Below are 25,546 nucleotides of genomic sequence, written 5' to 3' on the forward strand. Positions count from 1 at the left end.
CGGCATGGCCATCAAATCCACTGCAGATAAAGTCGCCACCATCCAGAAGGGATACACCCTGGACGGCGCCACCATCGAACTGGGGGCCGCGATCGTCGACGGCGAGCTCCACAAGGACGCCCCCGTCCGGCTGCCCCTGGCCATGATGAACCGGCACGGACTGGTGGCCGGCGCAACAGGTACCGGCAAGACCGTCACGCTCCACATGATGGCGGAGCAGCTGTCCACGGCCGGGGTGCCGGTGTTCCTCGCCGACATCAAGGGAGACCTTTCCGGGCTGGCCACCGCCGCAACCGGCAGCGAAAAACTGAAAGCGCGCACGGACAGCATCGGCCAGGCCTGGGCGGGCAGAACTTTTCCCGTGGAATTCCTGGCTCTCGGCGGCGACGGCAACGGCATCCCTGTCCGGGCCACCATCACTTCTTTCGGCCCCATCCTGCTCTCGCGGATCATGGAGCTCAACGACACCCAGGAATCCAGCCTGCAGCTCGTTTTCCACTTTGCGGACAAGAACAACCTGGAACTGATCGACCTCAAGGACCTCAGGGCGGTCATCCAGTTCCTCACGTCGGACGAGGGCAAGGACGAACTCGAGGCGCTGGGCGGGCTCTCCAAGGCGACGGCCGGCGTCATCCTCCGCGAACTGGTGACCCTTGAGGCACAGGGCATGGAAGCATTCTTCGGCGAGCCCGAATTCGACACCGCCGAACTGCTGCGCACCGCCCCTGACGGCCGCGGCGTCATCACCTGCCTGGAACTGCCCACGCTGCAAACCAAGCCCATGGTGTTCTCCACCTTCCTGATGTGGCTGCTCGCGGACCTGTTCGAGGACCTGCCCGAAGCCGGGGATCTGGACAAGCCCAAACTGGTCTTCTTCCTCGACGAGGCACACCTGCTCTTCAACGATGCCTCCAAGGCGTTCCTGGAGGCGATTACCACCACTGTCCGGCTCATCCGTTCCAAGGGCGTGGGCATCTTCTTTGTCACCCAGACGCCCAAGGACGTGCCGGCCGATGTCCTGGGGCAGCTGGCAAACCGCATCCAGCACGCCCTGCGCGCGTTCACCCCGGAAGACGCCAAGGCCCTGAAAGCCACCGTGTCCACGTTCCCGGTGAGCGACTACGACCTCGAGGAAACGCTGACCTCGGCCGGAATCGGTGAAGCCGTCATCACGGTGATGAATGAAAAGGGCGCCCCCACCCCGGTGGCATTGACCCGCCTCCGCGCCCCGGAATCCTTGATGGGCCCCAGCACGGAGGACCTCGTCAAGAGCACCGTGGCCGGTTCCGCGCTGCTCGTAAAATACGGCACGGCCGTGGACAAGGTCTCCGCCTACGAGAAGATCTCAGGAAAGGGCGCCGCCCCCACGGGAGCCGCGGCGCCCGGGCAGCCTCCCGCTCCGAACTCGGAAATTTTTGTGCCCAATAGCCCCGCGCCCGGTAGCCCTGTTCCCGGAACCATGGACCAGGCCTCCGTGGACGCCGATGCCCGGCGCATCGAGGAAGATATCCTGGGCCGCCCCAGCAGCAGACCCGCCCCGGTACCGGAACGGCCACGCAGCGGCGAACGCACAGCGCCGCAGGCCCGGAAGGAATCAGGCGGAAGCATGGCTGACGATCTCGCCGGAGCCTTGGGCGGCGCGCTGGGCGGCGGCCTCAAAAGCATGGCCCGCTCGCTCGGAACCCAACTGGGCCGGGAGCTGTTGCGGGGCGTCTTCGGCACGTCCTCCCGCCGCCGCCGGTAGAGCAGCAGCTAGCGCCGCGGCGGGGCTGGCAAGGGTGCCGGCCGGCCGCCGTCGGACTGTCTGACAGCCACCGGGCGGCGTCATACCGGAGGTCCCCCACACCTGCTTTCACGCGCCTTGCAGGTAACGTAAGGTGCGTGCAGATGAGTCAAGCGTTGGTGAGGATCGCGGCCGGATGGCTGCTGGGCCTGATGCTTGCCATCGCCGGAGCCATCGTCGCGGTCAACCTGGTGAACGCCTCGGTGGCGAGTCCCGAGCAGCCGGTACGGGAATATCTGGACGCTTTGCAGAAGGGCGAGGGCGAGAAAGCCCTGGGCCTCCTGCGCGCCTCCGTCCCGGAGAGCGACGCCGCCATGCTCGACGGAACGGCCCTGCAAACGGCGGCTTCCCGGGTGACGAACGTGAAGTTCGGCGAGACCCAGGAACGCTCCGGGAACCAGGTCATGGTTCCGATGGACTACACCATTGACGGCAGCCGGCTCAGCACCGAGTTCCTGCTGGAGCGGACCGGTACCGAATGGCTCTTCTTTAACAAGTGGGCGTTCGTGCCGGCCAAGCTTCCCGTCCTGGAAGTCACAGTGGTCAACTCCAACCAGGCCACCCTCAACGGTGTTCCGGTGAACATGCCCAACGGCCGCAATTCCTTCGCCGTCTTCTATCCAGGGGAGTACGAGGCAAGCCTGAACGGCGAGTACTTCTCCGCCCCGCCCACCCGTGCCACGGTGTCCGGACGTGACGTCCCCACCGCCCCGCTGAGCCTCCTGACCGAAGCCACCCCCGCACTGAAGGACGCCGTGGGCGCCAAGGTCAAGGAATTCCTGGATGCCTGCGCAGCAGAAGCCGTGAAGGAGCAGAAACTCCAGCCCGACTGCCCGTTCTACCACGCCACGTTCAACCGGGTGACGCCGGGGACCATCGACTGGAGCATCAGCGAATACCCGAAGGTTTCCATCGAGCCCTTCGGCGGCCGCTGGGTGGTGGCCCCGCTGGACGGGAAGGCACGGCTGAAGGCGCAGCAAACCGACCTGTTCACCGGCATCGTGGGCGACCTCGACGTGGAGCACGACTTCAGCTTCACGACCCGCCTGGACGTCGACGGCGACACCATCAGGGTCACCCCGCTCCTCAGCTACTAGGCCGGCTCCGGCCGGGCGGCAGCCACTTCCCCGGATACGCCAAAAGGCTGCGGCGCGTGACGCATGGTCACGGGCCGCAGCCTTCTGTGGTGCGTTTGAGGAGAACCTCAGTCCATGCCGCGGAGGTCCAGGACCAGCTCAGTGTCGCCGTCGGCCTGCAGCACCACCGGGATGCCCCAGTCCTGCTGGTACAGGTGGCAGGCAGCGTGGTCGGGGATCTCGCCGTCGGCCGTTTCGGGGCCGTCGCAGGCCGCGGCGCGCGCCGTAATATGCAGCACGCCGTCGGGAACGTCGGCGGAGAGCTCCAGCGTCCGCTGCAGCCCCACCGAGGTTCCACCGCCGGCAACCAGCAACTCGGGCGGCGTTGAGGAAATCTTCAGCTGCGTGGGGTCCCCCCAGCGGTCGTCGAGCTTCTGCCCGGTGGGTGCCGTGAACCGAACGGTCAGCTCCAGTGTGCCGGGAGCGACCGGACTCTTGGGCCGGTGCGTCTGCACCGCGCCCTCGTCCACCTGCTGGGCCTCCTTGGGGATGGGCACGTAGATCAGCTGGTGCTTGTTGGCTTCCACGACCACCAGCAGCGGCTCCGAGCCGGCTGTGTGCGTGTGGTCCACAATCACGTCGGAGGGCTCGGACAACCCGCGGGCGAGCGTGGACACCGTCCCGGTGGCGGGGTCGTAACGGCGCACGGCACCGTTGTAGGTGTCGGCGATGGCCACGGATCCATCCGGCAGAACGGTGACGCCGAGCGGGTGCTGCAGACGTGCTTCCGCGGCGGGACCGTCGCGGAAGCCGAAGTCGAAAAGGCCCTTGCCGACGGCGGACTCCACGGTGACCGTGCCGGCGTCGTCAATTACCAGTTTGCGCAGCGCGGAGGTCTCCGAGTCGGCCACCCAGATGTTGCCGTCAGCGTCCTCGGCCAGGCCGGACGACTGGGCGAACCAGGCTTCGTGCGCGGCGCCGTCCAGGAGCCCTTCCAGGCCGTTACCGGCAAGAATTGATACGGCTCCGGAGATCGGGTCGAAGCTGAAGATCTGGTGGACGCCGGCCATGGCAACAACCACGGCATTGAGCTTGGCCGACCAGACAACGTCCCACGGCGAGCTCAGGGCAACGTCCAAGGGATGGTCACTGAGGCGTCCGGTGAAGCCAGCCGCATCCTCGTCCACCCGCGCCGGCCCTGTCTCGAGCAGGCGCTGCACGCCGCTGCCGACGAGCGTGCTGACGGTTCCGTCCGCGAGGGACAGCCCGCGCAGGCGGTGGTTGACGGAGTCGGCAATTACGACGTCGTAGCCCGTCTTCGCTGCCACGTCTTCCGGCAGGAGGACCAGGCCCTGCGGTTCGTTGAACTGTGCGGTGGGTTTGACGGAGTCGACGTCGGCGCCGGGGCCGTCGGCATGTCCCTTGGTCCCGGAGCCGTAGGTGCGCAGCACCGTGTGGAAGTCCGTGCCCAGCTCCACCAAGCGGTGGTGGCCGGTGTCGGTGACGAGCCAGGAGCCGGCGTCGGAAGTCCCGGCGTCGGACGCTTTTGCCTCCGGTCCGCCGATGGCGGAGGTGCCCCGGCCGGCCGGGAGGAAGAGTGCCTTTCCGGGGAAGCGCAAGGTGCCCGACGTCGGCTCCGGCGCAACGTACGGGCCGTCGCCGCGGTGCAGGGTGCCCTTGGCCTCATGCTGGGCGATAAGTTCCGGGATCAGCACGGACAGGCCGTCCGCGTGGCCTTCACCGGAAAGGTGCGCCACGATGTAGCCCTCGGGATCGATGACCACCAAGGTGGGCCAGGCGCGGGCGGTGTAGGCCTTCCAGGTCTCCAGTTCGGGGTCGTCCAGGACCGGGTGGTGGATCTCGTAGCGCTCCACGGCGGCGGCGAGGGCAACGGGGTCGGCCTCGTGCTCGAACTTCGGGGAGTGCACGCCCACCGTCACCAGGACGTCCGAGTACTTCTCTTCCAGCGGCCGCAGCTCATCGAGTACGTGCAGGCAGTTGATGCAGCAGAAGGTCCAGAAGTCCAGGAGCACAATCTTGCCGCGCAGGGATTCCAAGTCCAGGGACTTCCCGCCGGTGTTGAGCCAGTTACGGCCAACCAGTTCGGAGGCGCGGACCCGGTGGTGGGTCCGTACGGTTTCGCTCATCAGCGTCCTTCCAGCTTTGAGTTGCGTTCAGCCAGCTTGGCGTCGCGTTCAGCCAACTTGGCAAACATATCGTTGTAAGCAGTGAGATCGGCGTCGTTATTCCTGTCCGCGGCCCGGTCGGTCCTTTTGGACTCCCGCGCATCCGAGCGGGACCACATCACGGCCACGCCGATTGCCACAAGCAGCGTGGGTACTTCACCGATGCCCCAGGCCACTGCACCGCCCATCTGCTGGTCGAGCAGCGCGGAGGGCCCCCAGGTCCGGCCCAGGTTTCCGAAGTAGTCCGCGGCCAGCAGCCCGGTGCCTCCCATGATCGCCACCCCAAAGAATGCGTGGAAGCCCATGGTGGCCAAGAGCAGCAGCAACCGCATCGGATATGGTGCGCGGCGGGGCAGCGGGTCCGTTCCGATCATGGTCAGGACAAAGATGTAGCCGGTGAGGGCGAAGTGCAGGTTCATGAGCTCGTGGCCCACGTGGTCCCGCATGGCGTAGCCGAACGCGTCGGAGTAGTAGAACAGCACGATTGAACCGGCAAAGTTGGCCGCGGCGAAGAGCGGGTGCGTGACCAGCTGGGAGAACTTGGAGTGCACGAACAGCAGCAGCCATTCGCGTAGCCCCCGCGAGCCGTCAGCGCGGGCCGGCAGGGCGCGCAGCGCGAGCGTTACGGGGGCGCCCAGCACCAGGAAAATCGGGGCCACCATGGTCAGCGCCATGTGATCCACCATATGGGCGGAAAACAGCACTCGCCCGTACACCGACGGCGGACCGGAGGTGACGTAGGTGAGGACCACCAGTCCAATCACCCAGTTGACGCTGCGGAACCAGGACCACTTGTCGCCCCGGCGCAGGACCTTGGCCACGCCGAGGAAGTACGACACCAGGCCGACCGCTGCTACGGCAATCCAGAGCCAGTCCAGACGCCATTCGGTGAGCCAGCGTTCCGGGGTCAGCTCAGGCGGCAGTTCGTAGCCGGAGAGGATGAAGGCCGGGGAGGCGTCAGGAGCGAAGGTGGTGGGTTGTGGCGGGGCGGAACGGCCAAGGGCGACGGCGATTCCCGACGTCGCGCCCATGATCAGCAGTTCCGCGATGACCAATTGCCAGAGCACCCGTCGGGAGGACAGCGCAGCGCCGCCCTTGCGGTTCAGCTGCGGGATGACCCACTGGCGGTGCATCAGGCCGATGGCGCCAAGCATCAGGGTGGCCACGGCCTTGGCGAGCACCATTTGCCCGTAGGCGGATCCAAAGAGGTCGTGCCAGCTGGTGATCCGGATGCTGGCATTGATGACACCGGAGGCAAACACCAGGACGAAGGCGAATCCGGCAAGGGAAGAGAAGCGGCGGAGCGTGGGCTCTGTGATGTCTGCTTTGGAGCCGGCGCTGGTGTTGCCTCCGGTCAGGATGCCGGACAGGACGGCCAACATGATGATGCCGCCCACCCAGGCGGACACGCCCACCAGGTGCAGGGCCAGGGAGTTGATGGCTCCTTCGTGGTCGCTGGAACTCGAGGAATGGCCGATGAGGGCGATGGGCACCATGCCCACCAGTGAAAGCGTCAGCGTCATCGCCAGCCCGGTCAGCGACCTGACCCCGAACAAGGCGGTAGTCACCACGGCCGCCACGATGGTCACGGCGAGCCAGGCGCGGCCGGTTTCGATGTCCGTCATGAAGTAGACCAGTGCGCGGGTGAATTCCGCATCACCGGAGAGCGACTGGCCAGCCACGTCCGAGTAGGTGAGCACCAGCACGGCAATGGCTGACAGCGTCCACGCTGCGCCTGCAGCTGCCGCCACGGCCAGCGCACGGGAGAACGCAGGGTGCTCTGCTGTGGCGGTGTCCCTGGACCGGGAAGCGTTGGCATTGCGTGGCAGGATGCCGACGGCGAAAACCAGGCCGCCGATCACCGTGGCCAGTGAGACGTTGTGGATGGCTTTGCTGATGGGCAGCCCCCAGCGAATCAGGGCGCCGGGATCAGAGACCTCGCGCGCGGCAGCCGCTCCGGAGAACAGGAGGGCCGCTGTTAGCCCCAGGAAGAGCGCGGCGAGGCCGGCAAACTGCCACGGCCGGGAAATGCCCGCAGCGCCCGCAGAGACCCCCGTCTTTCCCGGAGTGGGGGAAGGCTGCGGATGGGTGGGGCGGGATTTTGCTGCGGAGGGCACCTATCCATTGTCCGCTACGGGTGCCTGCGCCGCGAATCGACGGCCTGACTGCGGCGCACAACGCAAAGGGAGCGGCAACCCTGAGGTTGCCGCTCCCTTTCAAGCGTTGGACGCCGGATGCTACTTCTTGGAGACAGCAGCCTTCAGCTTGGAGCCCGCGGTCAGCTTGACGCTGTGGCCGGCGGCGATCTGGATGGTCTCGCCGGTCTGCGGGTTGCGGCCCGTACGGGCTGCACGGTCGGTGCGCTCAACTGCGAGCCAGCCCGGGATGGTGATCTTCTCGCCCGCGGCGACAGAGGTCTCGAAAACCTCGAACAGTGCATCGAGCACGGAGTTGACGGCTGCCTGGCTGGTGCCGGCCTTGCCTGCTACCTCTGCAACAAGTTCACTACGGTTCTTAGCCATTTATGTCCTCCTGGACGGTCATGATTTCTGGAGCCTGAACGCGGCATGCGCACAAGCCACTGTTCGAAAACTTACCAGCTTGCCGCGGTCAGGTCCGCAAATTCCGCGTGTTTCCGCCATTTTTTGAGGTAAATCACCGGTTTTGAGGCCTTTTGACCCCGTATTTCGCCATCAGCGGACGGCCGCCGAAGCTCCCGCCTGAGGACCAGCGCGGGACGCTCTCTCACCTTTGGCACTCCCCCTGCCGACGCTCTCTCGGTTGTGGCGGGTTTCGACGGCGGTGTGTGGCCCACGTGTCACGGCCGGGTGCCAGGCCCGGGTGCCGCAGGGGGGTGGGAGCGCGTCCGGCACAACACGGCAGGTAATGAGAGAGCGTGGGCAGGAAGGGGTGCCGGATGTGAGAGAGCGTCCCAGGGGGCGGTGGGGGTTTGTGGGTGGGTGGTGGGGTTTTGGTGGTTAACGTGGGAGAGCCCCGACCAGTTGCCTGGTTGGGGCTCTCGACCTGAATGATGTTCCGGCGGTGACCTACTCTCCCACACCCTCCCGGGTGCAGTACCATCGGCGCTGTGGGTCTTAGCTTCCGGGTTCGGAATGGGACCGGGCGTTTCCCCCACGCTATGACCGCCGTAACCCTTTTACCCGGACCCCCGGTGGGGGTTGGGAAAATTAGTGGTTACAACATGCTCCTGCCGCTCAGGGCAGGTGTGGTGTTGTTATGTTGTTGTGTTTGTTCCTCAAGCAACGGGTTTGTTGTTTGGGAACCACATAGTGGACGCAAGCAGTCTTGTTTTTCTTTGTACCCTTTCCATGGTGTGAACGTCTTTTGAATCCGTTCACGGAAAGGGTGTGTGGTGTAAGTTATCGGCCTATTAGTACCGGTCAGCTTCACGAGTCGTTAGTCCTCGCTTCCACATCCGGCCTATCAACCCAGTGGTCTGGCTGGGGGCCTCTCACACACAAGGTGTATGGAAATCTCATCTCGAAGCGAGCTTCCCGCTTAGATGCTTTCAGCGGTTATCCCATCCGAACGTAGCTAATCAGCGGTGCACTTGGCAGTACAACTGACACACCAGAGGTTCGTCCGTCCCGGTCCTCTCGTACTAAGGACAGCCCTTCTCAAATTTCCTGCGCGCGCAGCGGATAGGGACCGAACTGTCTCACGACGTTCTAAACCCAGCTCGCGTACCGCTTTAATGGGCGAACAGCCCAACCCTTGGGACCTACTCCAGCCCCAGGATGCGACGAGCCGACATCGAGGTGCCAAACCATGCCGTCGATATGGACTCTTGGGCAAGATCAGCCTGTTATCCCCGAGGTACCTTTTATCCGTTGAGCGACGGCCATTCCACAATGTACCGCCGGATCACTAGTCCCGACTTTCGTCCCTGCTCGAGATGTCTCTCTCACAGTCAAGCTCCCTTGTGCACTTACACTCGACACCTGATTGCCAACCAGGCTGAGGGAACCTTTGGGCGCCTCCGTTACTTTTTAGGAGGCAACCGCCCCAGTTAAACTACCCATCAGGCACTGTCCCTGACCCGGATTACGGGCCGAAGTTAGATGTCCAAAGTGACCAGAGTGGTATTTCAACGATGACTCCACCCGAACTGGCGTCCGGGCTTCAACGTCTCCCACCTATCCTACACAAGCCACTCCGAACACCAATACCAAACTATAGTAAAGGTCTCGGGGTCTTTCCGTCCTGCTGCGCGTAACGAGCATCTTTACTCGTACTGCAATTTCGCCGAGTTTATGGTTGAGACAGCGGGGAAGTCGTTACTCCATTCGTGCAGGTCGGAACTTACCCGACAAGGAATTTCGCTACCTTAGGATGGTTATAGTTACCACCGCCGTTTACTGGGGCTTAAATTCTCAGCTTCGCCTTGCGGCTAACCGGTCCTCTTAACCTTCCAGCACCGGGCAGGAGTCAGTCCGTATACATCGTCTTGCGACTTCGCACGGACCTGTGTTTTTAGTAAACAGTCGCTTCCCCCTGGTCTCTGCGGCCCCGATCCCCTCCGGACAGCAAGTGTCCATCAAGGTTGGGGCCCCCCTTCTCCCGAAGTTACGGGGGCATTTTGCCGAGTTCCTTAACCATAATTCTCTCGATCGCCTTAGTATTCTCTACCTGATCACCTGTGTCGGTTTGGGGTACGGGCGGCTAAAACCTCGCGTCGATGCTTTTCTAGGCAGCATAGGATCACCGAATCCCCCCCTAAAGGGGTCCCGTCAGGTCTCAGGCATCATGAACGGCGGATTTGCCTACCGTTCGCCCTACATCCTTGGACCGGGACAACCATCGCCCGGCTCGGCTACCTTCCTGCGTCACACCTGTTAATACGCTTACCTCCCAGGATCAGGTCCCGCGCTCCACCAAAACCCTCACACCACAAGGGTGATCGGGCAGGTCTCGGGCGGTTAGTATCCCCTGTTCAGCATGGGCGGTTTTTCGCCGGTACGGGAATATCAACCCGTTGTCCATCGACTACGCCTGTCGGCCTCGCCTTAGGTCCCGACTTACCCAGGGCAGATTAGCTTGACCCTGGAACCCTTGATCATTCGGCGGACGGGTTTCTCACCCGTCTTTCGCTACTCATGCCTGCATTCTCACTCGTGTAGGCTCCACCGCTGGTTTACACCGCGACTTCACTGCCCACACGACGCTCCCCTACCCATCCACACTCCTGAACCAACCCCACAAAGGAGGCGGCTTGGATAAAATGTGAATGCCACAACTTCGGCGGTGTACTTGAGCCCCGCTACATTGTCGGCGCGGAATCACTTGACCAGTGAGCTATTACGCACTCTTTTAAGGATGGCTGCTTCTAAGCCAACCTCCTGGTTGTCTTCGCAACTCCACATCCTTTCCCACTTAGCACACGCTTAGGGGCCTTAGTTGGTGGTCTGGGCTGTTTCCCTCTCGACTATGAAGCTTATCCCCCACAGTCTCACTGCTGCGCTCTCACTTACCGGCATTCGGAGTTTGGCTGACGTCAGTAACCTTGTAGGGCCCATTAGCCATCCAGTAGCTCTACCTCCGGTAAGAAACACGCAACGCTGCACCTAAATGCATTTCGGGGAGAACCAGCTATCACGAAGTTTGATTGGCCTTTCACCCCTACCCACAGCTCATCCCCTCCATTTTCAACTGAAGTGGGTTCGGTCCTCCACGACGTCTTACCGTCGCTTCAACCTGGCCATGGGTAGATCACTTCGCTTCGGGTCTAGATCACGCCACTGCAACGCCCTATTCAGACTCGCTTTCGCTACGGCTTCCCCACACGGGTTAACCTCGCGACGTAACACTAACTCGCAGGCTCATTCTTCAAAAGGCACGCCGTCACCAGAATCAGACTGGCTCCGACGGATTGTAAGCACACGGTTTCAGGTACTGTTTCACTCCCCTCCCGGGGTACTTTTCACCTTTCCCTCACGGTACTGGTCCGCTATCGGTCATTAGGGAGTATTTAGGCTTATCAGGTGGTCCTGACAGATTCACACGGGATTTCTCGGGCCCCGTGCTACTTGGGATACTCTCCAGGCGGTACACAACATTACGGTTACGGGGCTCACACCCTCTCTGGCCGGCCTTTCAAGACCGTTCACCTATGCCTGCACATCACACCTCACCAGTCCGGCAGAACTGATACGGAAAGTCCCACAACCCCGACCATGCAACGCCCGCCGGCTATCACACATGGAACGGTTTAGCCTGATCCGCGTTCGCTCGCCACTACTAACGGAATCACTATTGTTTTCTCTTCCTGCGGGTACTGAGATGTTTCACTTCCCCGCGTTCCCTCCACGCACCCTATGTGTTCAGATGCGGGTCACCAGGCAACTCGCGTCCCTGGCGGGGTTTCCCCATTCGGACACCCTGGGATCACAGTCCGGTTATCGACTCCCCCAGGCTTATCGCAGATTCCTACGTCCTTCTTCGGCTCCTAATGCCAAGGCATCCACCGTGTGCTCTTAAAAACTTGACCACAAAAGATCAAAAACGCTAATTTTCGAGAGAACCACAGAAACCACCGCTCCATCCCGAAAGACAGAACAACAGATCCAGGTTCATATTCTTGGAAATTGCTTCTTATAAAAGATGCTCGCGTCCACTATGTAGTTCTCAAACAACAACCCCGTACCACACACCCCACACACACAAACATGCATGATCGGTGCAGCCAGGAAACCAGAAACAAACAAACCCACACCACAACCGCATCCCCCGCAAAGGAAACCCGGCCATGCCATGGCCCTGTTGCCTCAGGACCCAACAGTGTGCCAAACACTAAACCGGAACCCCTCCCCCCGAACCCTTCCAGGACACCCTCCACACGTGAAGAACATCCGTACTAAGTCAGGAAAAAGAACCACCGGCCGCTATTTGCTGATATTCCACCCGTGAGCACCCGCCGCAGAACTTACGTCTGCGCAACGGGCGTACTCCTGACAACACCACCACACAGGCATCACGCCCGGCAGGGTTGTTGTAGGTGCTCCTTAGAAAGGAGGTGATCCAGCCGCACCTTCCGGTACGGCTACCTTGTTACGACTTAGTCCCAATCGCCAGTCCCACCTTCGACAGCTCCCTCCCACAAGGGGTTAGGCCACCGGCTTCGGGTGTTACCAACTTTCGTGACTTGACGGGCGGTGTGTACAAGGCCCGGGAACGTATTCACCGCAGCGTTGCTGATCTGCGATTACTAGCGACTCCGACTTCATGGGGTCGAGTTGCAGACCCCAATCCGAACTGAGACCGGCTTTTTGGGATTAGCTCCACCTCACAGTATCGCAACCCTTTGTACCGGCCATTGTAGCATGCGTGAAGCCCAAGACATAAGGGGCATGATGATTTGACGTCGTCCCCACCTTCCTCCGAGTTGACCCCGGCAGTCTCCCATGAGTCCCCGCCATTACGCGCTGGCAACATGGAACGAGGGTTGCGCTCGTTGCGGGACTTAACCCAACATCTCACGACACGAGCTGACGACAACCATGCACCACCTGTGAACCGGCCCCAAAGGGGAAGGACTGTTTCCAGCCCGGTCCGGCCCATGTCAAGCCTTGGTAAGGTTCTTCGCGTTGCATCGAATTAATCCGCATGCTCCGCCGCTTGTGCGGGCCCCCGTCAATTCCTTTGAGTTTTAGCCTTGCGGCCGTACTCCCCAGGCGGGGCACTTAATGCGTTAGCTACGGCGCGGAAAACGTGGAATGTCCCCCACACCTAGTGCCCAACGTTTACGGCATGGACTACCAGGGTATCTAATCCTGTTCGCTCCCCATGCTTTCGCTCCTCAGCGTCAGTTAATGCCCAGAGACCTGCCTTCGCCATCGGTGTTCCTCCTGATATCTGCGCATTTCACCGCTACACCAGGAATTCCAGTCTCCCCTACATCACTCTAGTCTGCCCGTACCCACCGCAGATCCGGAGTTGAGCCCCGGACTTTCACGGCAGACGCGACAAACCGCCTACGAGCTCTTTACGCCCAATAATTCCGGATAACGCTTGCGCCCTACGTATTACCGCGGCTGCTGGCACGTAGTTAGCCGGCGCTTCTTCTGCAGGTACCGTCACTTTCGCTTCTTCCCTACTGAAAGAGGTTTACAACCCGAAGGCCGTCATCCCTCACGCGGCGTCGCTGCATCAGGCTTTCGCCCATTGTGCAATATTCCCCACTGCTGCCTCCCGTAGGAGTCTGGGCCGTGTCTCAGTCCCAGTGTGGCCGGTCACCCTCTCAGGCCGGCTACCCGTCGTCGCCTTGGTGAGCCATTACCTCACCAACAAGCTGATAGGCCGCGAGTCCATCCAAAACCACAAAAAGCTTTCCACCCCCCACCATGCGATGAGGAGTCATATCCGGTATTAGACCCAGTTTCCCAGGCTTATCCCAGAGTTAAGGGCAGGTTACTCACGTGTTACTCACCCGTTCGCCACTAATCCCCCAGCAAGCTGGGATCATCGTTCGACTTGCATGTGTTAAGCACGCCGCCAGCGTTCATCCTGAGCCAGGATCAAACTCTCCGTTGAAGTAAAACAAAAACAGACACAACTACCACCCCCGGGAAAACGGAAGAAAGCGGCTGCACAAAATTTGAAACCAGCTGTAAAAACCAGACCACACCACGGGGTGGCGGATCCAGTCAATTCAACCAATCCATAAAATAAATTGGTATCAACAAACTTGGCACACTATTGAGTTCTCAAACAACAGACACACCCGGCACCACCACAACCACACGGTCAAGGATCGCTCCGGAGCAACTTCCCAAACTTACCCGATCCCGCAACACAATGCAAACCGGCATTCCGCCAGCCACAAGCACCACAGGAAGGATCCCCACCCGACATCCGCACGCCATAACAGCGCCGTTTTCCAGGCCATTCAGAAGGGGGTCGGTCGCAATCTCTCCGCATCAGCGGCGGCGACTCGAATTACTTTACACGCCCACAGCACCCCACACAAATCCACCCCCACACAGCAAGAACCCAACCAAAAACCCCGGAATGACAAGGATTCCCGGCCGGTTCCGCTGCTTCTGGGCGTTCCGCGGCACGCTACAGCTCTATGTGGACTGAGTCACACCAAAGACCAACGAGAAGTCGGCTTCCCGCGGCGCCAGCCGGTAACCTTCCAGCACCCCCGGACCGCAGGCCGCAGTTCCGACTCCGAGTACGGCGTGATCGAGGTACACGTAGGTGCGGCCGTCCGGAATAAGGTCCGGGCGATGGGTGGCGGCTTCCAGTGCCGCCAGGCTGTAGGGGCGCACGGTGAGTGCGAACGGCTCGCCGCCGATGGTAAGCCGGCCGGCGTCGAGCTCCAACGCTGCCGAGTACACGCCGGAACGGGCGCCCGATTCCTGGGGCCGGACGTACTCCACGTCCAGGTCCTTCAAGGGCAAGTCGTACCAGCCAAGCCTGGTGCCCTGGCCTGTATCCGGGTAACTGTGGTGCGGCCCCTGGCCGAACCACTCCACGGACTTGGCGGCCGAACCCATCACGAGTTCCACTCCTATGCGCGCCCACGGCACTGGCCAGCCGGCGTTGACCCACGAACCGTCGGGTGTGACCGTTGTCCGCACGCTGACACTGGAGCCGTCACTGGTCCAGGCGTATTCGGCCAGCACCCCGAATTGCTTACCTGCCGCTGCAACCCGCGTCCGCACCACCAGCTCGTCCCCGCCGCCTGCCGCGGGCCGGGAGGAAATGCCGACAAGCCGGGCGTGCATCCGGTTGAGTCCCGCATCCAGCCACTGTGTGGCTACTGGGCGGGGATCCGGGCTACCCCACTCCGCCCCAAGATCATTATCCGTGGGTGCACGCCACAGCAGGAGTCGAAGCCCCTCGACTGCAGTGTCGCCCAGCCGAACAAGCGAACCCGTCGCGCGATCGAAGGCAGCCGGCCCCAGGCGAAGGAGGCCACCGTCCACCTGCACGGCGGAAGTTGCCGCCGGCACCGGAGCCACCCGCACATTGGCAGACTTCTGGCCCCACGCAACTTCGTGGCCCGCGTCCACCCAGGCGGCGTCTTCCTTGAGGACTGCCCTGACCGTCAGCACGGCAGGAGCCAGCCCCGCTCGTTCCAGCAGCCCGGCCGGCAACCGGAGGTCGGCTGATTCGTGCGGCGCCACAGGCGCAACGTCAACCGGACCGCCGTCGACCGTGACGCCGTCGGCCTCCACAGAGTAGCGGAACTCCAGCCCCGATGTGTCGGCGAAATCGAAGCGGTTCGTGAGCGAGAACCCGGACCAGTCCGCCGCCACGTCAATGGTTAGCGGCTCGATGACCTTCTTGAAATCCAGCAGGCCCGGGCGCGGCACCCGGTTGGCATCCACCAGGCCGTCAGTGACGAAGTTTCCGTCGTGGACTTCCTCGCCGAAGTCGCCGCCATAGACGAAGTATTCCTGCCCGTCAGGAGCCGTTCGGGTGATGCCATGCTCCAGCCACTCCCACACAAAGCCGCCCATCAGCCGCGGGTGCCGGTGAAAAAGTTCCTGGTATTCGGACATGCCCCCCGGGCCGTTGCCCATGGCGTGAACGTACTCGCACAGGACGAACGGCATGGCGCGCCGCCGCGCGTCAAGGTCCGCGTCATCCAAAGGAGGTTCCACGCCACGGCCGATCAGCTCCGTTTCCGCCTGGCTTGCATACATCCGCGAATATACGTCCACGTGGGCGGAGCTCCAGTCGCCCTCGTAATGGATGGGCCTGGAGGGGTCGCGGAGTTTGGTCCAGCTGGACATCGCTGCAAGGTTTTCGCCCGTGCCGGCCTCGTTGCCCAGGGACCACATAACCACCGACGCGTGATTCTTGTCGCGCTCCACGGTCCGGGACATTCGGTCCACGAGGGCCTGCTGCCACTGCGGATCGGCACTGGGATTCTGCTGCCAGCCGCCTTGTTCGAAGCCATGCGTTTCGAGGTCGCATTCAAGGACCACGTAGAAGCCAAGTTGGTCCGCCAGCGCCAGGAAGTCCGGGTGCGGCGGGTAGTGCGAGGTCCGGATGGCGTTGATGTTGTGCTGCTTCATCAGCCGCAGTTCGCTTTCCATGACCTCCCTGGGCACCACGCGGCCCAGCTTGGGATGGTGTTCGTGGCGGTTGACGCCTCGGAGCAGGATCCGCTGGCCGTTCACCTTGAACTGGGCATCCTCGATACTGATGGTGCGGAAGCCGAGCTGCACCGAGGCGGTCTCCCCCGTGGTGCTGACGGTGGCGTCGTACAGCCGCGGCAATTCTGCCGACCACGGCTCGATGCCCGGGAGCCGACGCTCCTCCCCGGCGGGCACTTCCAGCCCCAGTTCAGGGATGCGCACGACGGCGGCAGCCGGCTGCCCTGCCCGGCTCGCCTCTACGCGGAGGATGCCTTCGCCGCTGCGATGGTCATAGTCAGCGTGGACGAAGACGTCGTCGAGCCCCTCCGACGGCCGCGCCTGCAGCGTCACATCCCGGAAGATGCCGGGCAGCCACCACATGTCCTGGTCTTCCACATAGCTGGCTGCCGAGAACTGCGCCACTTGGACTGCAAGCACGTTCCGTCCCGGTACCAGCACACCCGTGGCATCGAATTCGTGGGCGAGCCGGCTGCCGCGTGTGGTGCCAAGCAAGGTGCCGTTCAGCCATACAGTTCCGGCCGATTCTATGCCGTCGAAGCGGATCAAGGCTGACGGGAAGTACTCCGGGCCCGCCTCAAACTCGACGAAGAGATCGCCGACGGGATTGGCGTCAGGAACATGCGGCGGTTCCACGGCGAAGGGGAACTGAACGTTCGTGTACCAGGGCGTCCCGTGGCCGTGCATGGGCCAGCTGGACGGTACCGGGAGGTCGCCGAAATCCGGACGATCGCCGCCCGACTGCCAGCCGTCGTGTGGCGCCTGCCGGATGCCCGCGTGAAGCCTGAACTTCCACACACCGTTCAGCGGCAGACGCGGGGCATCACTCACAAGGTAGGCCCGTGCCGGCGTCGTGCCCCGTGGCGGGGCTACGGAAGCGAGTGCGGCCACCTGCTCGGCGGCGACGTCGAGGATCCGCTCCGGGGCGTGCACCGCCTGCCTGACCGCTGCCTCGGACCCGGGTCCAGCGCCGCGGCCCGCAGCGGAGGAGAGGCTGGATGTTGTGGGCTCAACGGGCATGGTGGTCCTCGGGTCTGGTGTTGGCTCCGGTCATCGCACATGGCGCGCGACTGCGACCGACTGACAATCGTGAACGTTCACGTTCTTACCGATCGTACGCGAATGCAGCGTGGTTGAAAAGGGTCCACAGGGTCCCGGCAATTCCACCGCCGTCGATCACAAACTCCGAGCCCTTCACTTAGGCGGATTCGTCAGAGGCCAGGTACCGGACCAGTTCGGCACGCCGCCGCCGCGGCGGCAGTAGTGTGTCGTCAGGTGCTTTCCCGGAGGACCAGCCGATGTTTCAAGGTTGTCCGTGATGACTGTGATCCCGGAGTGACCGCCCCCGAGAGCAACCCAACCAGAAGTTCGACGGCGGCCCTTCCGACCTCGCGGAGGTCCAGCGCCATAGTGCTGAGCTGGGGACTTAGCAGCTCGCCGAGCGGGATACCGTCCATGCCGATCACCGCACAGTCCTCGGGCACCCTGCGCCCTGAACCTGAAAGTGCCTTCAATACGCCGGCGGCCATCAAATCGTTGAATGCCAGGATCCCGTCGGTCTCCGGATGTTCCCGAAGAAATGCAGCTGCTGCCTCCCTGGCTGCCTCCGCTGTCTCTTCGGCAACTATGAGGGACCACGACGCCCCGAGTTCGTCCAGGCGTCCAGCCACAGCTTTCCCGCGGACAGTGCACGGGACAGGTTCGTCACTCTCAGAGGCTGACCCCGCCTCGAGGTAGGCGATGTGCTGACGCTTCGAATCCATCAGCTGAGCGACAGCAACCTTCGCCGCATGCTGGTAATCGAAGTTGATGCTACCGGCTGCACCTCCGGGATTTTCGTCCAGGACAATCAGCGGACGACGGCCCAGAACGGTCTGGGCTTGGTCGGCGTAACCGCCAAGGTAGCCGATCACCGCGTCCACCTGTGGCGCCAGATGCTCTACGGCATCCAGGCCGCTGCGGCCGCCATGACCGTAGTCGTCTACCACCACGTGCCATCCTCGGAGCGTGGCCAATTCCACGACGCTTGAGGCAAAGGCCGGGAAATAAGGGTTGGTGAGATCAGGGATCGCCAAGCCAACTGAGGTCCTTGCTCCCTGGACGAGGCCCTTAGCGAAACGGCTCGGGGTGTAACCGAGCTCCTGCGCCAACTTCTGCACCCGCTGGCGAGTAGATTCCTTGATCCCAGGCATGTCATTCATCGCCCGGGTAACTGTTTGGCGCGAAACACCGGCAGCCGCGGCCACGTCAAGGATGGTGGCCGGCTTGGCCGGGTAACTGGACGGTTTGTGGCTCATGGAGTGTAAGTCTAGGGGCGGCAGTGCGGGAGCGGCCGGCAAAGGGGTTTTGGTGGTTAACGTGGGAGAGCCCCGACCAGTTGCCTGGTTGGGGCTCTCGACCTGAATGATGTTCCGGCGGTGACCTACTCTCCCACACCCTCCCGGGTGCAGTACCATCGGCGCTGTGGGTCTTAGCTTCCGGGTTCGGAATGGGACCGGGCGTTTCCCCCACGCTATGACCGCCGTAACCCTTCTACCCGGACCCCCTTGCGGGGGTTGGGAAAATTAGTGGTTACAACATGCTCCTGCCGCTCAGGGCAGGTGTGGTGTTGTTATGTTGTTGTGTTTGTTCCTCAAGCAACGGGTTTGTTGTTTGGGAACCACATAGTGGACGCAAGCAGTCTTGTTTTTCTTTGTACCCTTTCCATGGTGTGAACGTCTTTTGAATCCGTTCACGGAAAGGGTGTGTGGTGTAAGTTATCGGCCTATTAGTACCGGTCAGCTTCACGAGTCGTTAGTCCTCGCTTCCACATCCGGCCTATCAACCCAGTGGTCTGGCTGGGGGCCTCTCACACACAAGGTGTATGGAAATCTCATCTCGAAGCGAGCTTCCCGCTTAGATGCTTTCAGCGGTTATCCCATCCGAACGTAGCTAATCAGCGGTGCACTTGGCAGTACAACTGACACACCAGAGGTTCGTCCGTCCCGGTCCTCTCGTACTAAGGACAGCCCTTCTCAAATTTCCTGCGCGCGCAGCGGATAGGGACCGAACTGTCTCACGACGTTCTAAACCCAGCTCGCGTACCGCTTTAATGGGCGAACAGCCCAACCCTTGGGACCTACTCCAGCCCCAGGATGCGACGAGCCGACATCGAGGTGCCAAACCATGCCGTCGATATGGACTCTTGGGCAAGATCAGCCTGTTATCCCCGAGGTACCTTTTATCCGTTGAGCGACGGCCATTCCACAATGTACCGCCGGATCACTAGTCCCGACTTTCGTCCCTGCTCGAGATGTCTCTCTCACAGTCAAGCTCCCTTGTGCACTTACACTCGACACCTGATTGCCAACCAGGCTGAGGGAACCTTTGGGCGCCTCCGTTACTTTTTAGGAGGCAACCGCCCCAGTTAAACTACCCATCAGGCACTGTCCCTGACCCGGATTACGGGCCGAAGTTAGATGTCCAAAGTGACCAGAGTGGTATTTCAACGATGACTCCACCCGAACTGGCGTCCGGGCTTCAACGTCTCCCACCTATCCTACACAAGCCACTCCGAACACCAATACCAAACTATAGTAAAGGTCTCGGGGTCTTTCCGTCCTGCTGCGCGTAACGAGCATCTTTACTCGTACTGCAATTTCGCCGAGTTTATGGTTGAGACAGCGGGGAAGTCGTTACTCCATTCGTGCAGGTCGGAACTTACCCGACAAGGAATTTCGCTACCTTAGGATGGTTATAGTTACCACCGCCGTTTACTGGGGCTTAAATTCTCAGCTTCGCCTTGCGGCTAACCGGTCCTCTTAACCTTCCAGCACCGGGCAGGAGTCAGTCCGTATACATCGTCTTGCGACTTCGCACGGACCTGTGTTTTTAGTAAACAGTCGCTTCCCCCTGGTCTCTGCGGCCCCGATCCCCTCCGGACAGCAAGTGTCCATCAAGGTTGGGGCCCCCCTTCTCCCGAAGTTACGGGGGCATTTTGCCGAGTTCCTTAACCATAATTCTCTCGATCGCCTTAGTATTCTCTACCTGATCACCTGTGTCGGTTTGGGGTACGGGCGGCTAAAACCTCGCGTCGATGCTTTTCTAGGCAGCATAGGATCACCGAATCCCCCCCTAAAGGGGTCCCGTCAGGTCTCAGGCATCATGAACGGCGGATTTGCCTACCGTTCGCCCTACATCCTTGGACCGGGACAACCATCGCCCGGCTCGGCTACCTTCCTGCGTCACACCTGTTAATACGCTTACCTCCCAGGATCAGGTCCCGCGCTCCACCAAAACCCTCACACCACAAGGGTGATCGGGCAGGTCTCGGGCGGTTAGTATCCCCTGTTCAGCATGGGCGGTTTTTCGCCGGTACGGGAATATCAACCCGTTGTCCATCGACTACGCCTGTCGGCCTCGCCTTAGGTCCCGACTTACCCAGGGCAGATTAGCTTGACCCTGGAACCCTTGATCATTCGGCGGACGGGTTTCTCACCCGTCTTTCGCTACTCATGCCTGCATTCTCACTCGTGTAGGCTCCACCGCTGGTTTACACCGCGACTTCACTGCCCACACGACGCTCCCCTACCCATCCACACTCCTGAACCAACCCCACAAAGGAGGCGGCTTGGATAAAATGTGAATGCCACAACTTCGGCGGTGTACTTGAGCCCCGCTACATTGTCGGCGCGGAATCACTTGACCAGTGAGCTATTACGCACTCTTTTAAGGATGGCTGCTTCTAAGCCAACCTCCTGGTTGTCTTCGCAACTCCACATCCTTTCCCACTTAGCACACGCTTAGGGGCCTTAGTTGGTGGTCTGGGCTGTTTCCCTCTCGACTATGAAGCTTATCCCCCACAGTCTCACTGCTGCGCTCTCACTTACCGGCATTCGGAGTTTGGCTGACGTCAGTAACCTTGTAGGGCCCATTAGCCATCCAGTAGCTCTACCTCCGGTAAGAAACACGCAACGCTGCACCTAAATGCATTTCGGGGAGAACCAGCTATCACGAAGTTTGATTGGCCTTTCACCCCTACCCACAGCTCATCCCCTCCATTTTCAACTGAAGTGGGTTCGGTCCTCCACGACGTCTTACCGTCGCTTCAACCTGGCCATGGGTAGATCACTTCGCTTCGGGTCTAGATCACGCCACTGCAACGCCCTATTCAGACTCGCTTTCGCTACGGCTTCCCCACACGGGTTAACCTCGCGACGTAACACTAACTCGCAGGCTCATTCTTCAAAAGGCACGCCGTCACCAGAATCAGACTGGCTCCGACGGATTGTAAGCACACGGTTTCAGGTACTGTTTCACTCCCCTCCCGGGGTACTTTTCACCTTTCCCTCACGGTACTGGTCCGCTATCGGTCATTAGGGAGTATTTAGGCTTATCAGGTGGTCCTGACAGATTCACACGGGATTTCTCGGGCCCCGTGCTACTTGGGATACTCTCCAGGCGGTACACAACATTACGGTTACGGGGCTCACACCCTCTCTGGCCGGCCTTTCAAGACCGTTCACCTATGCCTGCACATCACACCTCACCAGTCCGGCAGAACTGATACGGAAAGTCCCACAACCCCGACCATGCAACGCCCGCCGGCTATCACACATGGAACGGTTTAGCCTGATCCGCGTTCGCTCGCCACTACTAACGGAATCACTATTGTTTTCTCTTCCTGCGGGTACTGAGATGTTTCACTTCCCCGCGTTCCCTCCACGCACCCTATGTGTTCAGATGCGGGTCACCAGGCAACTCGCGTCCCTGGCGGGGTTTCCCCATTCGGACACCCTGGGATCACAGTCCGGTTATCGACTCCCCCAGGCTTATCGCAGATTCCTACGTCCTTCTTCGGCTCCTAATGCCAAGGCATCCACCGTGTGCTCTTAAAAACTTGACCACAAAAGATCAAAAACGCTAATTTTCGAGAGAACCACAGAAACCACCGCTCCATCCCGAAAGACAGAACAACAGATCCAGGTTCATATTCTTGGAAATTGCTTCTTATAAAAGATGCTCGCGTCCACTATGTAGTTCTCAAACAACAACCCCGTACCACACACCCCACACACACAAACATGCATGATCGGTGCAGCCAGGAAACCAGAAACAAACAAACCCACACCACAACCGCATCCCCCGCAAAGGAAACCCGGCCACGCCATGGCCCTGTTGCCTCAGGACCCAACAGTGTGCCAAACACTAAACCGGAACCCCTCCCCCCGAACCCTTCCAGGACACCCTCCACACGTGAAGAACATCCGTACTAAGTCAGGAAAAAGAACCACCGGCCGCTATTTGCTGATATTCCACCCGTGAGCACCCGCCGCAGAACTTACGTCTGCGCAACGGGCGTACTCCTGACAACACCACCACACAGGCATCACGCCCGGCAGGGTTGTTGTAGGTGCTCCTTAGAAAGGAGGTGATCCAGCCGCACCTTCCGGTACGGCTACCTTGTTACGACTTAGTCCCAATCGCCAGTCCCACCTTCGACAGCTCCCTCCCACAAGGGGTTAGGCCACCGGCTTCGGGTGTTACCAACTTTCGTGACTTGACGGGCGGTGTGTACAAGGCCCGGGAACGTATTCACCGCAGCGTTGCTGATCTGCGATTACTAGCGACTCCGACTTCATGGGGTCGAGTTGCAGACCCCAATCCGAACTGAGACCGGCTTTTTGGGATTAGCTCCACCTCACAGTATCGCAACCCTTTGTACCGGCCATTGTAGCATGCGTGAAGCCCAAGACATAAGGGGCATGATGATTTGACGTCGTCCCCACCTTCCTCCGAGTTGACCCCGGCAGTCTCCCATGAGTCCCCGCCATTACGCGCTGGCAACATGGAACGAGGGTTGCGCTCGTTGCGGGACTTAACCCAACATCTCACGACACGAGCTGACGACAACCATGCACCACCTGTGAACCGGCCCCAAAGGGGAAGGACTGTTTCCAGCCCGGTCCGGCCCATGTCAAGCCTTGGTAAGGTTCTTCGCGTTGCATCGAATTAATCCGCATGCTCCGCCGCTTGTGCGGGCCCCCGTCAATTCCTTTGAGTTTTAGCCTTGCGGCCGTACTCCCCAGGCGGGGCACTTAATGCGTTAGCTACGGCGCGGAAAACGTGGAATGTCCCCCACACCTAGTGCCCAACGTTTACGGCATGGACTACCAGGGTATCTAATCCTGTTCGCTCCCCATGCTTTCGCTCCTCAGCGTCAGTTAATGCCCAGAGACCTGCCTTCGCCATCGGTGTTCCTCCTGATATCTGCGCATTTCACCGCTACACCAGGAATTCCAGTCTCCCCTACATCACTCTAGTCTGCCCGTACCCACCGCAGATCCGGAGTTGAGCCCCGGACTTTCACGGCAGACGCGACAAACCGCCTACGAGCTCTTTACGCCCAATAATTCCGGATAACGCTTGCGCCCTACGTATTACCGCGGCTGCTGGCACGTAGTTAGCCGGCGCTTCTTCTGCAGGTACCGTCACTTTCGCTTCTTCCCTACTGAAAGAGGTTTACAACCCGAAGGCCGTCATCCCTCACGCGGCGTCGCTGCATCAGGCTTTCGCCCATTGTGCAATATTCCCCACTGCTGCCTCCCGTAGGAGTCTGGGCCGTGTCTCAGTCCCAGTGTGGCCGGTCACCCTCTCAGGCCGGCTACCCGTCGTCGCCTTGGTGAGCCATTACCTCACCAACAAGCTGATAGGCCGCGAGTCCATCCAAAACCACAAAAAGCTTTCCACCCCCCACCATGCGATGAGGAGTCATATCCGGTATTAGACCCAGTTTCCCAGGCTTATCCCAGAGTTAAGGGCAGGTTACTCACGTGTTACTCACCCGTTCGCCACTAATCCCCCAGCAAGCTGGGATCATCGTTCGACTTGCATGTGTTAAGCACGCCGCCAGCGTTCATCCTGAGCCAGGATCAAACTCTCCGTTGAAGTAAAACAAAAACAGACACAACCACCACCCCCGGGAAAACGGAAGAAAGCGGCTGCACAAAATTTGAAACCAGCTGTAAAAACCAGACCACACCACGGGGTGGCGGATCCAGTCAATTCAACCAATCCATAAAATAAATTGGTATCAACAAACTTGGCACACTATTGAGTTCTCAAACAACAGACACACCCGGCACCACCACAACCACACGGTCAAGGATCGCTCCGGAGCAACTTCCCAAACTTACCCGATCCCGCAACACAATGCAAACCGGCATTCCGCCAGCCACAAGCACCACAGGAAGGATCCCCACCCTCAAGCAGCACGCCAAGTGACGAACCGTTTTTCAGGCTGTTTAGAAGGGGTTTTGGCCACCTTCGGCAACCGGCTTCTCGCCGGCCCCCTCTCGGCGACTTAGAAAACAATACACCTACTTTGGTCCCACCGCAAACCCTCCCCACGCGGGGTGCTGAACCGCGCCAATCCGCGGCGGAAGGGGCCGCGAGGGCGCTCCCAGGGACATCGTCGTCGTACCTGGTTCCTGTGTGCTGCATCACCGTATCTGACCGCCCGCACTCGAGGGCGGGTTAAACGCAAGAAGGGCCGGCAACCGTGAGGTTGCCGGCCCTTCTTAGGCCACTGGAATCAGCTGTGCTGAATTACCAGGAAGACTTGGTGATGCCCGGAAGCTCACCGCGGTGCGCCATGTCGCGGAAGCGAACACGGGAGATACCGAACTTCTGGAAGGTACCGCGGGGGCGTCCATCGATGATGTCGCGGTTACGCAGACGTACCGGGGAGGCGTTGCGGGGCAGCTTCTGCAGGCCGAGGCGTGCAGCTTCGCGTGCTTCGTCGGTCGACGCGGGGTCAACCAGGGCCTTCTTCAGTTCGAGGCGCTTTGCGGCATAGCGCTCGACGATGACTTTACGCTGTTCGTTCTTAGCGATCATTGACTTCTTAGCCATAGTGCTTAGCGCTCCTCTCGGAATTCGACGTGCTTACGGATGCGGGGGTCGTACTTCTTCAGAACCATGCGGTCCGGGTCGTTACGACGGTTCTTGCGCGTGACGTAGGTGTAACCCGTGCCAGCGGTCGACTTGAGCTTGATGATCGGACGTACGTCCTTGTCCTTAGCCACTAGAGCTTCACTCCTCGTGCCAGGATGGCGGCTACGACTACGTCGATGCCACGCACGTCGATGGTCTTGATGCCACGTGCAGAGACCTGCAGGGTGACATTACGGCGCAGGGACGGAACCCAGTAGCGCTTCTTCTGAATGTTCGGGTCGAACCGGCGCTTGTTGCGGCGGTGCGAGTGCGAAATGCTGTGTCCAAAGCCCGGCTCGGCTCCGGTCACCTGGCAGTGTGCTGCCATGACGACTCTCCTCGTGAAATAAATGAAACGGTCCGCAGCGTTCCGCGTCCCGTGCGACAGGTGGCGTCCGC

The 25,546-nt window shown here is 60.8% G+C and carries 10 protein-coding genes and 6 rRNA genes; 2 read left to right on the forward strand and 14 right to left on the reverse strand.

Going from position 1 to position 25,546, the window contains the following annotated elements; all coding sequences use genetic code 11:
• Positions 1-4 precede the first annotated feature (4 nt).
• Together ARTH_RS19820 and ARTH_RS19825 are read left to right on the forward strand one after the other, a co-directional pair.
• Positions 5-1,744, forward strand: a complete 1,740-nt coding sequence (locus tag ARTH_RS19820) for a helicase HerA-like domain-containing protein (RefSeq protein ID WP_011693735.1) — start codon at positions 5-7, stop codon at positions 1,742-1,744.
• A gap of 143 nt (positions 1,745-1,887) precedes the next feature.
• Positions 1,888-2,880 carry a hypothetical protein gene (locus tag ARTH_RS19825; protein ID WP_011693736.1) on the forward strand — a complete coding sequence of 331 codons (993 nt, stop codon included), beginning with the start codon at positions 1,888-1,890 and terminating at the stop codon, positions 2,878-2,880.
• A 107-nt stretch (positions 2,881-2,987) separates the two neighbouring features.
• Here ARTH_RS19825 and ARTH_RS19830 read toward each other — a convergent pair whose 3' ends face one another.
• The 14 genes from ARTH_RS19830 to rpmB form a co-directional block, all read right to left on the reverse strand.
• The gene (locus ARTH_RS19830; protein WP_011693737.1) at positions 2,988-5,006 is read right to left on the reverse strand and encodes an NHL domain-containing thioredoxin family protein; all 2,019 of its coding nucleotides are present in this window, start codon (positions 5,004-5,006) and stop codon (positions 2,988-2,990) included.
• Positions 5,006-7,162 carry a cytochrome c oxidase assembly protein gene (locus tag ARTH_RS19835; RefSeq protein WP_011693738.1) on the reverse strand — a complete coding sequence of 719 codons (2,157 nt, stop codon included), beginning with the start codon at positions 7,160-7,162 and terminating at the stop codon, positions 5,006-5,008. Before ARTH_RS19835 ends, ARTH_RS19830 begins: the two co-directional genes overlap by 1 nt.
• Before the next feature lie 120 nt (positions 7,163-7,282).
• Positions 7,283-7,567 carry an HU family DNA-binding protein gene (locus ARTH_RS19840; protein WP_011693739.1) on the reverse strand — a complete coding sequence of 95 codons (285 nt, stop codon included), beginning with the start codon at positions 7,565-7,567 and terminating at the stop codon, positions 7,283-7,285.
• Between the two features lie 512 nt (positions 7,568-8,079).
• A 5S ribosomal RNA gene (rrf, locus tag ARTH_RS19845) occupies positions 8,080-8,196 on the reverse strand.
• A 219-nt stretch (positions 8,197-8,415) separates the two neighbouring features.
• Positions 8,416-11,553, reverse strand: a 23S ribosomal RNA gene (locus tag ARTH_RS19850).
• Positions 11,554-12,071: 518 nt separating this feature from the next.
• Positions 12,072-13,595: ribosomal RNA gene (locus ARTH_RS19855) — 16S ribosomal RNA — on the reverse strand.
• The 16S, 23S and 5S rRNA genes sit together here, the layout of an rRNA operon.
• A 536-nt stretch (positions 13,596-14,131) precedes the next feature.
• Positions 14,132-17,194 carry a glycoside hydrolase family 2 TIM barrel-domain containing protein gene (locus ARTH_RS19860; RefSeq protein WP_011693740.1) on the reverse strand — a complete coding sequence of 1,021 codons (3,063 nt, stop codon included), beginning with the start codon at positions 17,192-17,194 and terminating at the stop codon, positions 14,132-14,134.
• A gap of 251 nt (positions 17,195-17,445) precedes the next feature.
• A complete protein-coding gene (locus ARTH_RS19870) occupies positions 17,446-18,471 on the reverse strand; it encodes a LacI family DNA-binding transcriptional regulator (protein WP_011693741.1) in 1,026 nt (341 codons plus the stop codon).
• Between the two features lie 112 nt (positions 18,472-18,583).
• Positions 18,584-18,700: ribosomal RNA gene (gene rrf / locus ARTH_RS19875) — 5S ribosomal RNA — on the reverse strand.
• 220 nt (positions 18,701-18,920) lie between these two features.
• Positions 18,921-22,058: ribosomal RNA gene (locus ARTH_RS19880) — 23S ribosomal RNA — on the reverse strand.
• 518 nt (positions 22,059-22,576) lie between these two features.
• Positions 22,577-24,100 (reverse strand): 16S ribosomal RNA (locus ARTH_RS19885).
• 660 nt (positions 24,101-24,760) lie between these two features.
• Entirely contained in the window at positions 24,761-25,066 is a 306-nt protein-coding gene (rpsN, locus tag ARTH_RS19890; RefSeq protein WP_011693742.1) for a 30S ribosomal protein S14, read from the reverse strand.
• A 5-nt stretch (positions 25,067-25,071) separates the two neighbouring features.
• Positions 25,072-25,239, reverse strand: a complete 168-nt coding sequence (gene rpmG, locus ARTH_RS19895) for a 50S ribosomal protein L33 (protein WP_011693743.1) — start codon at positions 25,237-25,239, stop codon at positions 25,072-25,074.
• Positions 25,239-25,475: a 50S ribosomal protein L28 gene (gene rpmB, locus ARTH_RS19900; RefSeq protein WP_011693744.1), complete on the reverse strand. Its 237-nt coding sequence runs from the start codon at positions 25,473-25,475 to the stop codon at positions 25,239-25,241. The genes rpmG and rpmB overlap by 1 nt, the downstream gene beginning before the upstream one ends.
• Positions 25,476-25,546: the final 71 nt, after the last annotated feature.

Source organism: Arthrobacter sp. FB24 (assembly GCF_000196235.1).
Classification (GTDB): Bacteria; Actinomycetota; Actinomycetes; order Actinomycetales; family Micrococcaceae; genus Arthrobacter.

What these genes read in the sequence shown, in the direction of transcription:
- ARTH_RS19820 (WP_011693735.1), top strand. Translation starts at nt 5, where the DNA reads ATGGCCATCAAATCCACTGCAGATAAAGTCGCCACCATCCAGAAGGGA.
- ARTH_RS19825 (WP_011693736.1), top strand. Translation starts at nt 1,888, where the DNA reads ATGAGTCAAGCGTTGGTGAGGATCGCGGCCGGATGGCTGCTGGGCCTG.
- ARTH_RS19830 (WP_011693737.1), bottom strand. Translation starts at nt 5,006, where the DNA reads ATGAGCGAAACCGTACGGACCCACCACCGGGTCCGCGCCTCCGAACTG.
- ARTH_RS19840 (WP_011693739.1), bottom strand. Translation starts at nt 7,567, where the DNA reads ATGGCTAAGAACCGTAGTGAACTTGTTGCAGAGGTAGCAGGCAAGGCC.
- ARTH_RS19860 (WP_011693740.1), bottom strand. Translation starts at nt 17,194, where the DNA reads ATGCCCGTTGAGCCCACAACATCCAGCCTCTCCTCCGCTGCGGGCCGC.
- ARTH_RS19870 (WP_011693741.1), bottom strand. Translation starts at nt 18,471, where the DNA reads ATGAGCCACAAACCGTCCAGTTACCCGGCCAAGCCGGCCACCATCCTT.
- rpsN (WP_011693742.1), bottom strand. Translation starts at nt 25,066, where the DNA reads ATGGCTAAGAAGTCAATGATCGCTAAGAACGAACAGCGTAAAGTCATC.
- rpmB (WP_011693744.1), bottom strand. Translation starts at nt 25,475, where the DNA reads ATGGCAGCACACTGCCAGGTGACCGGAGCCGAGCCGGGCTTTGGACAC.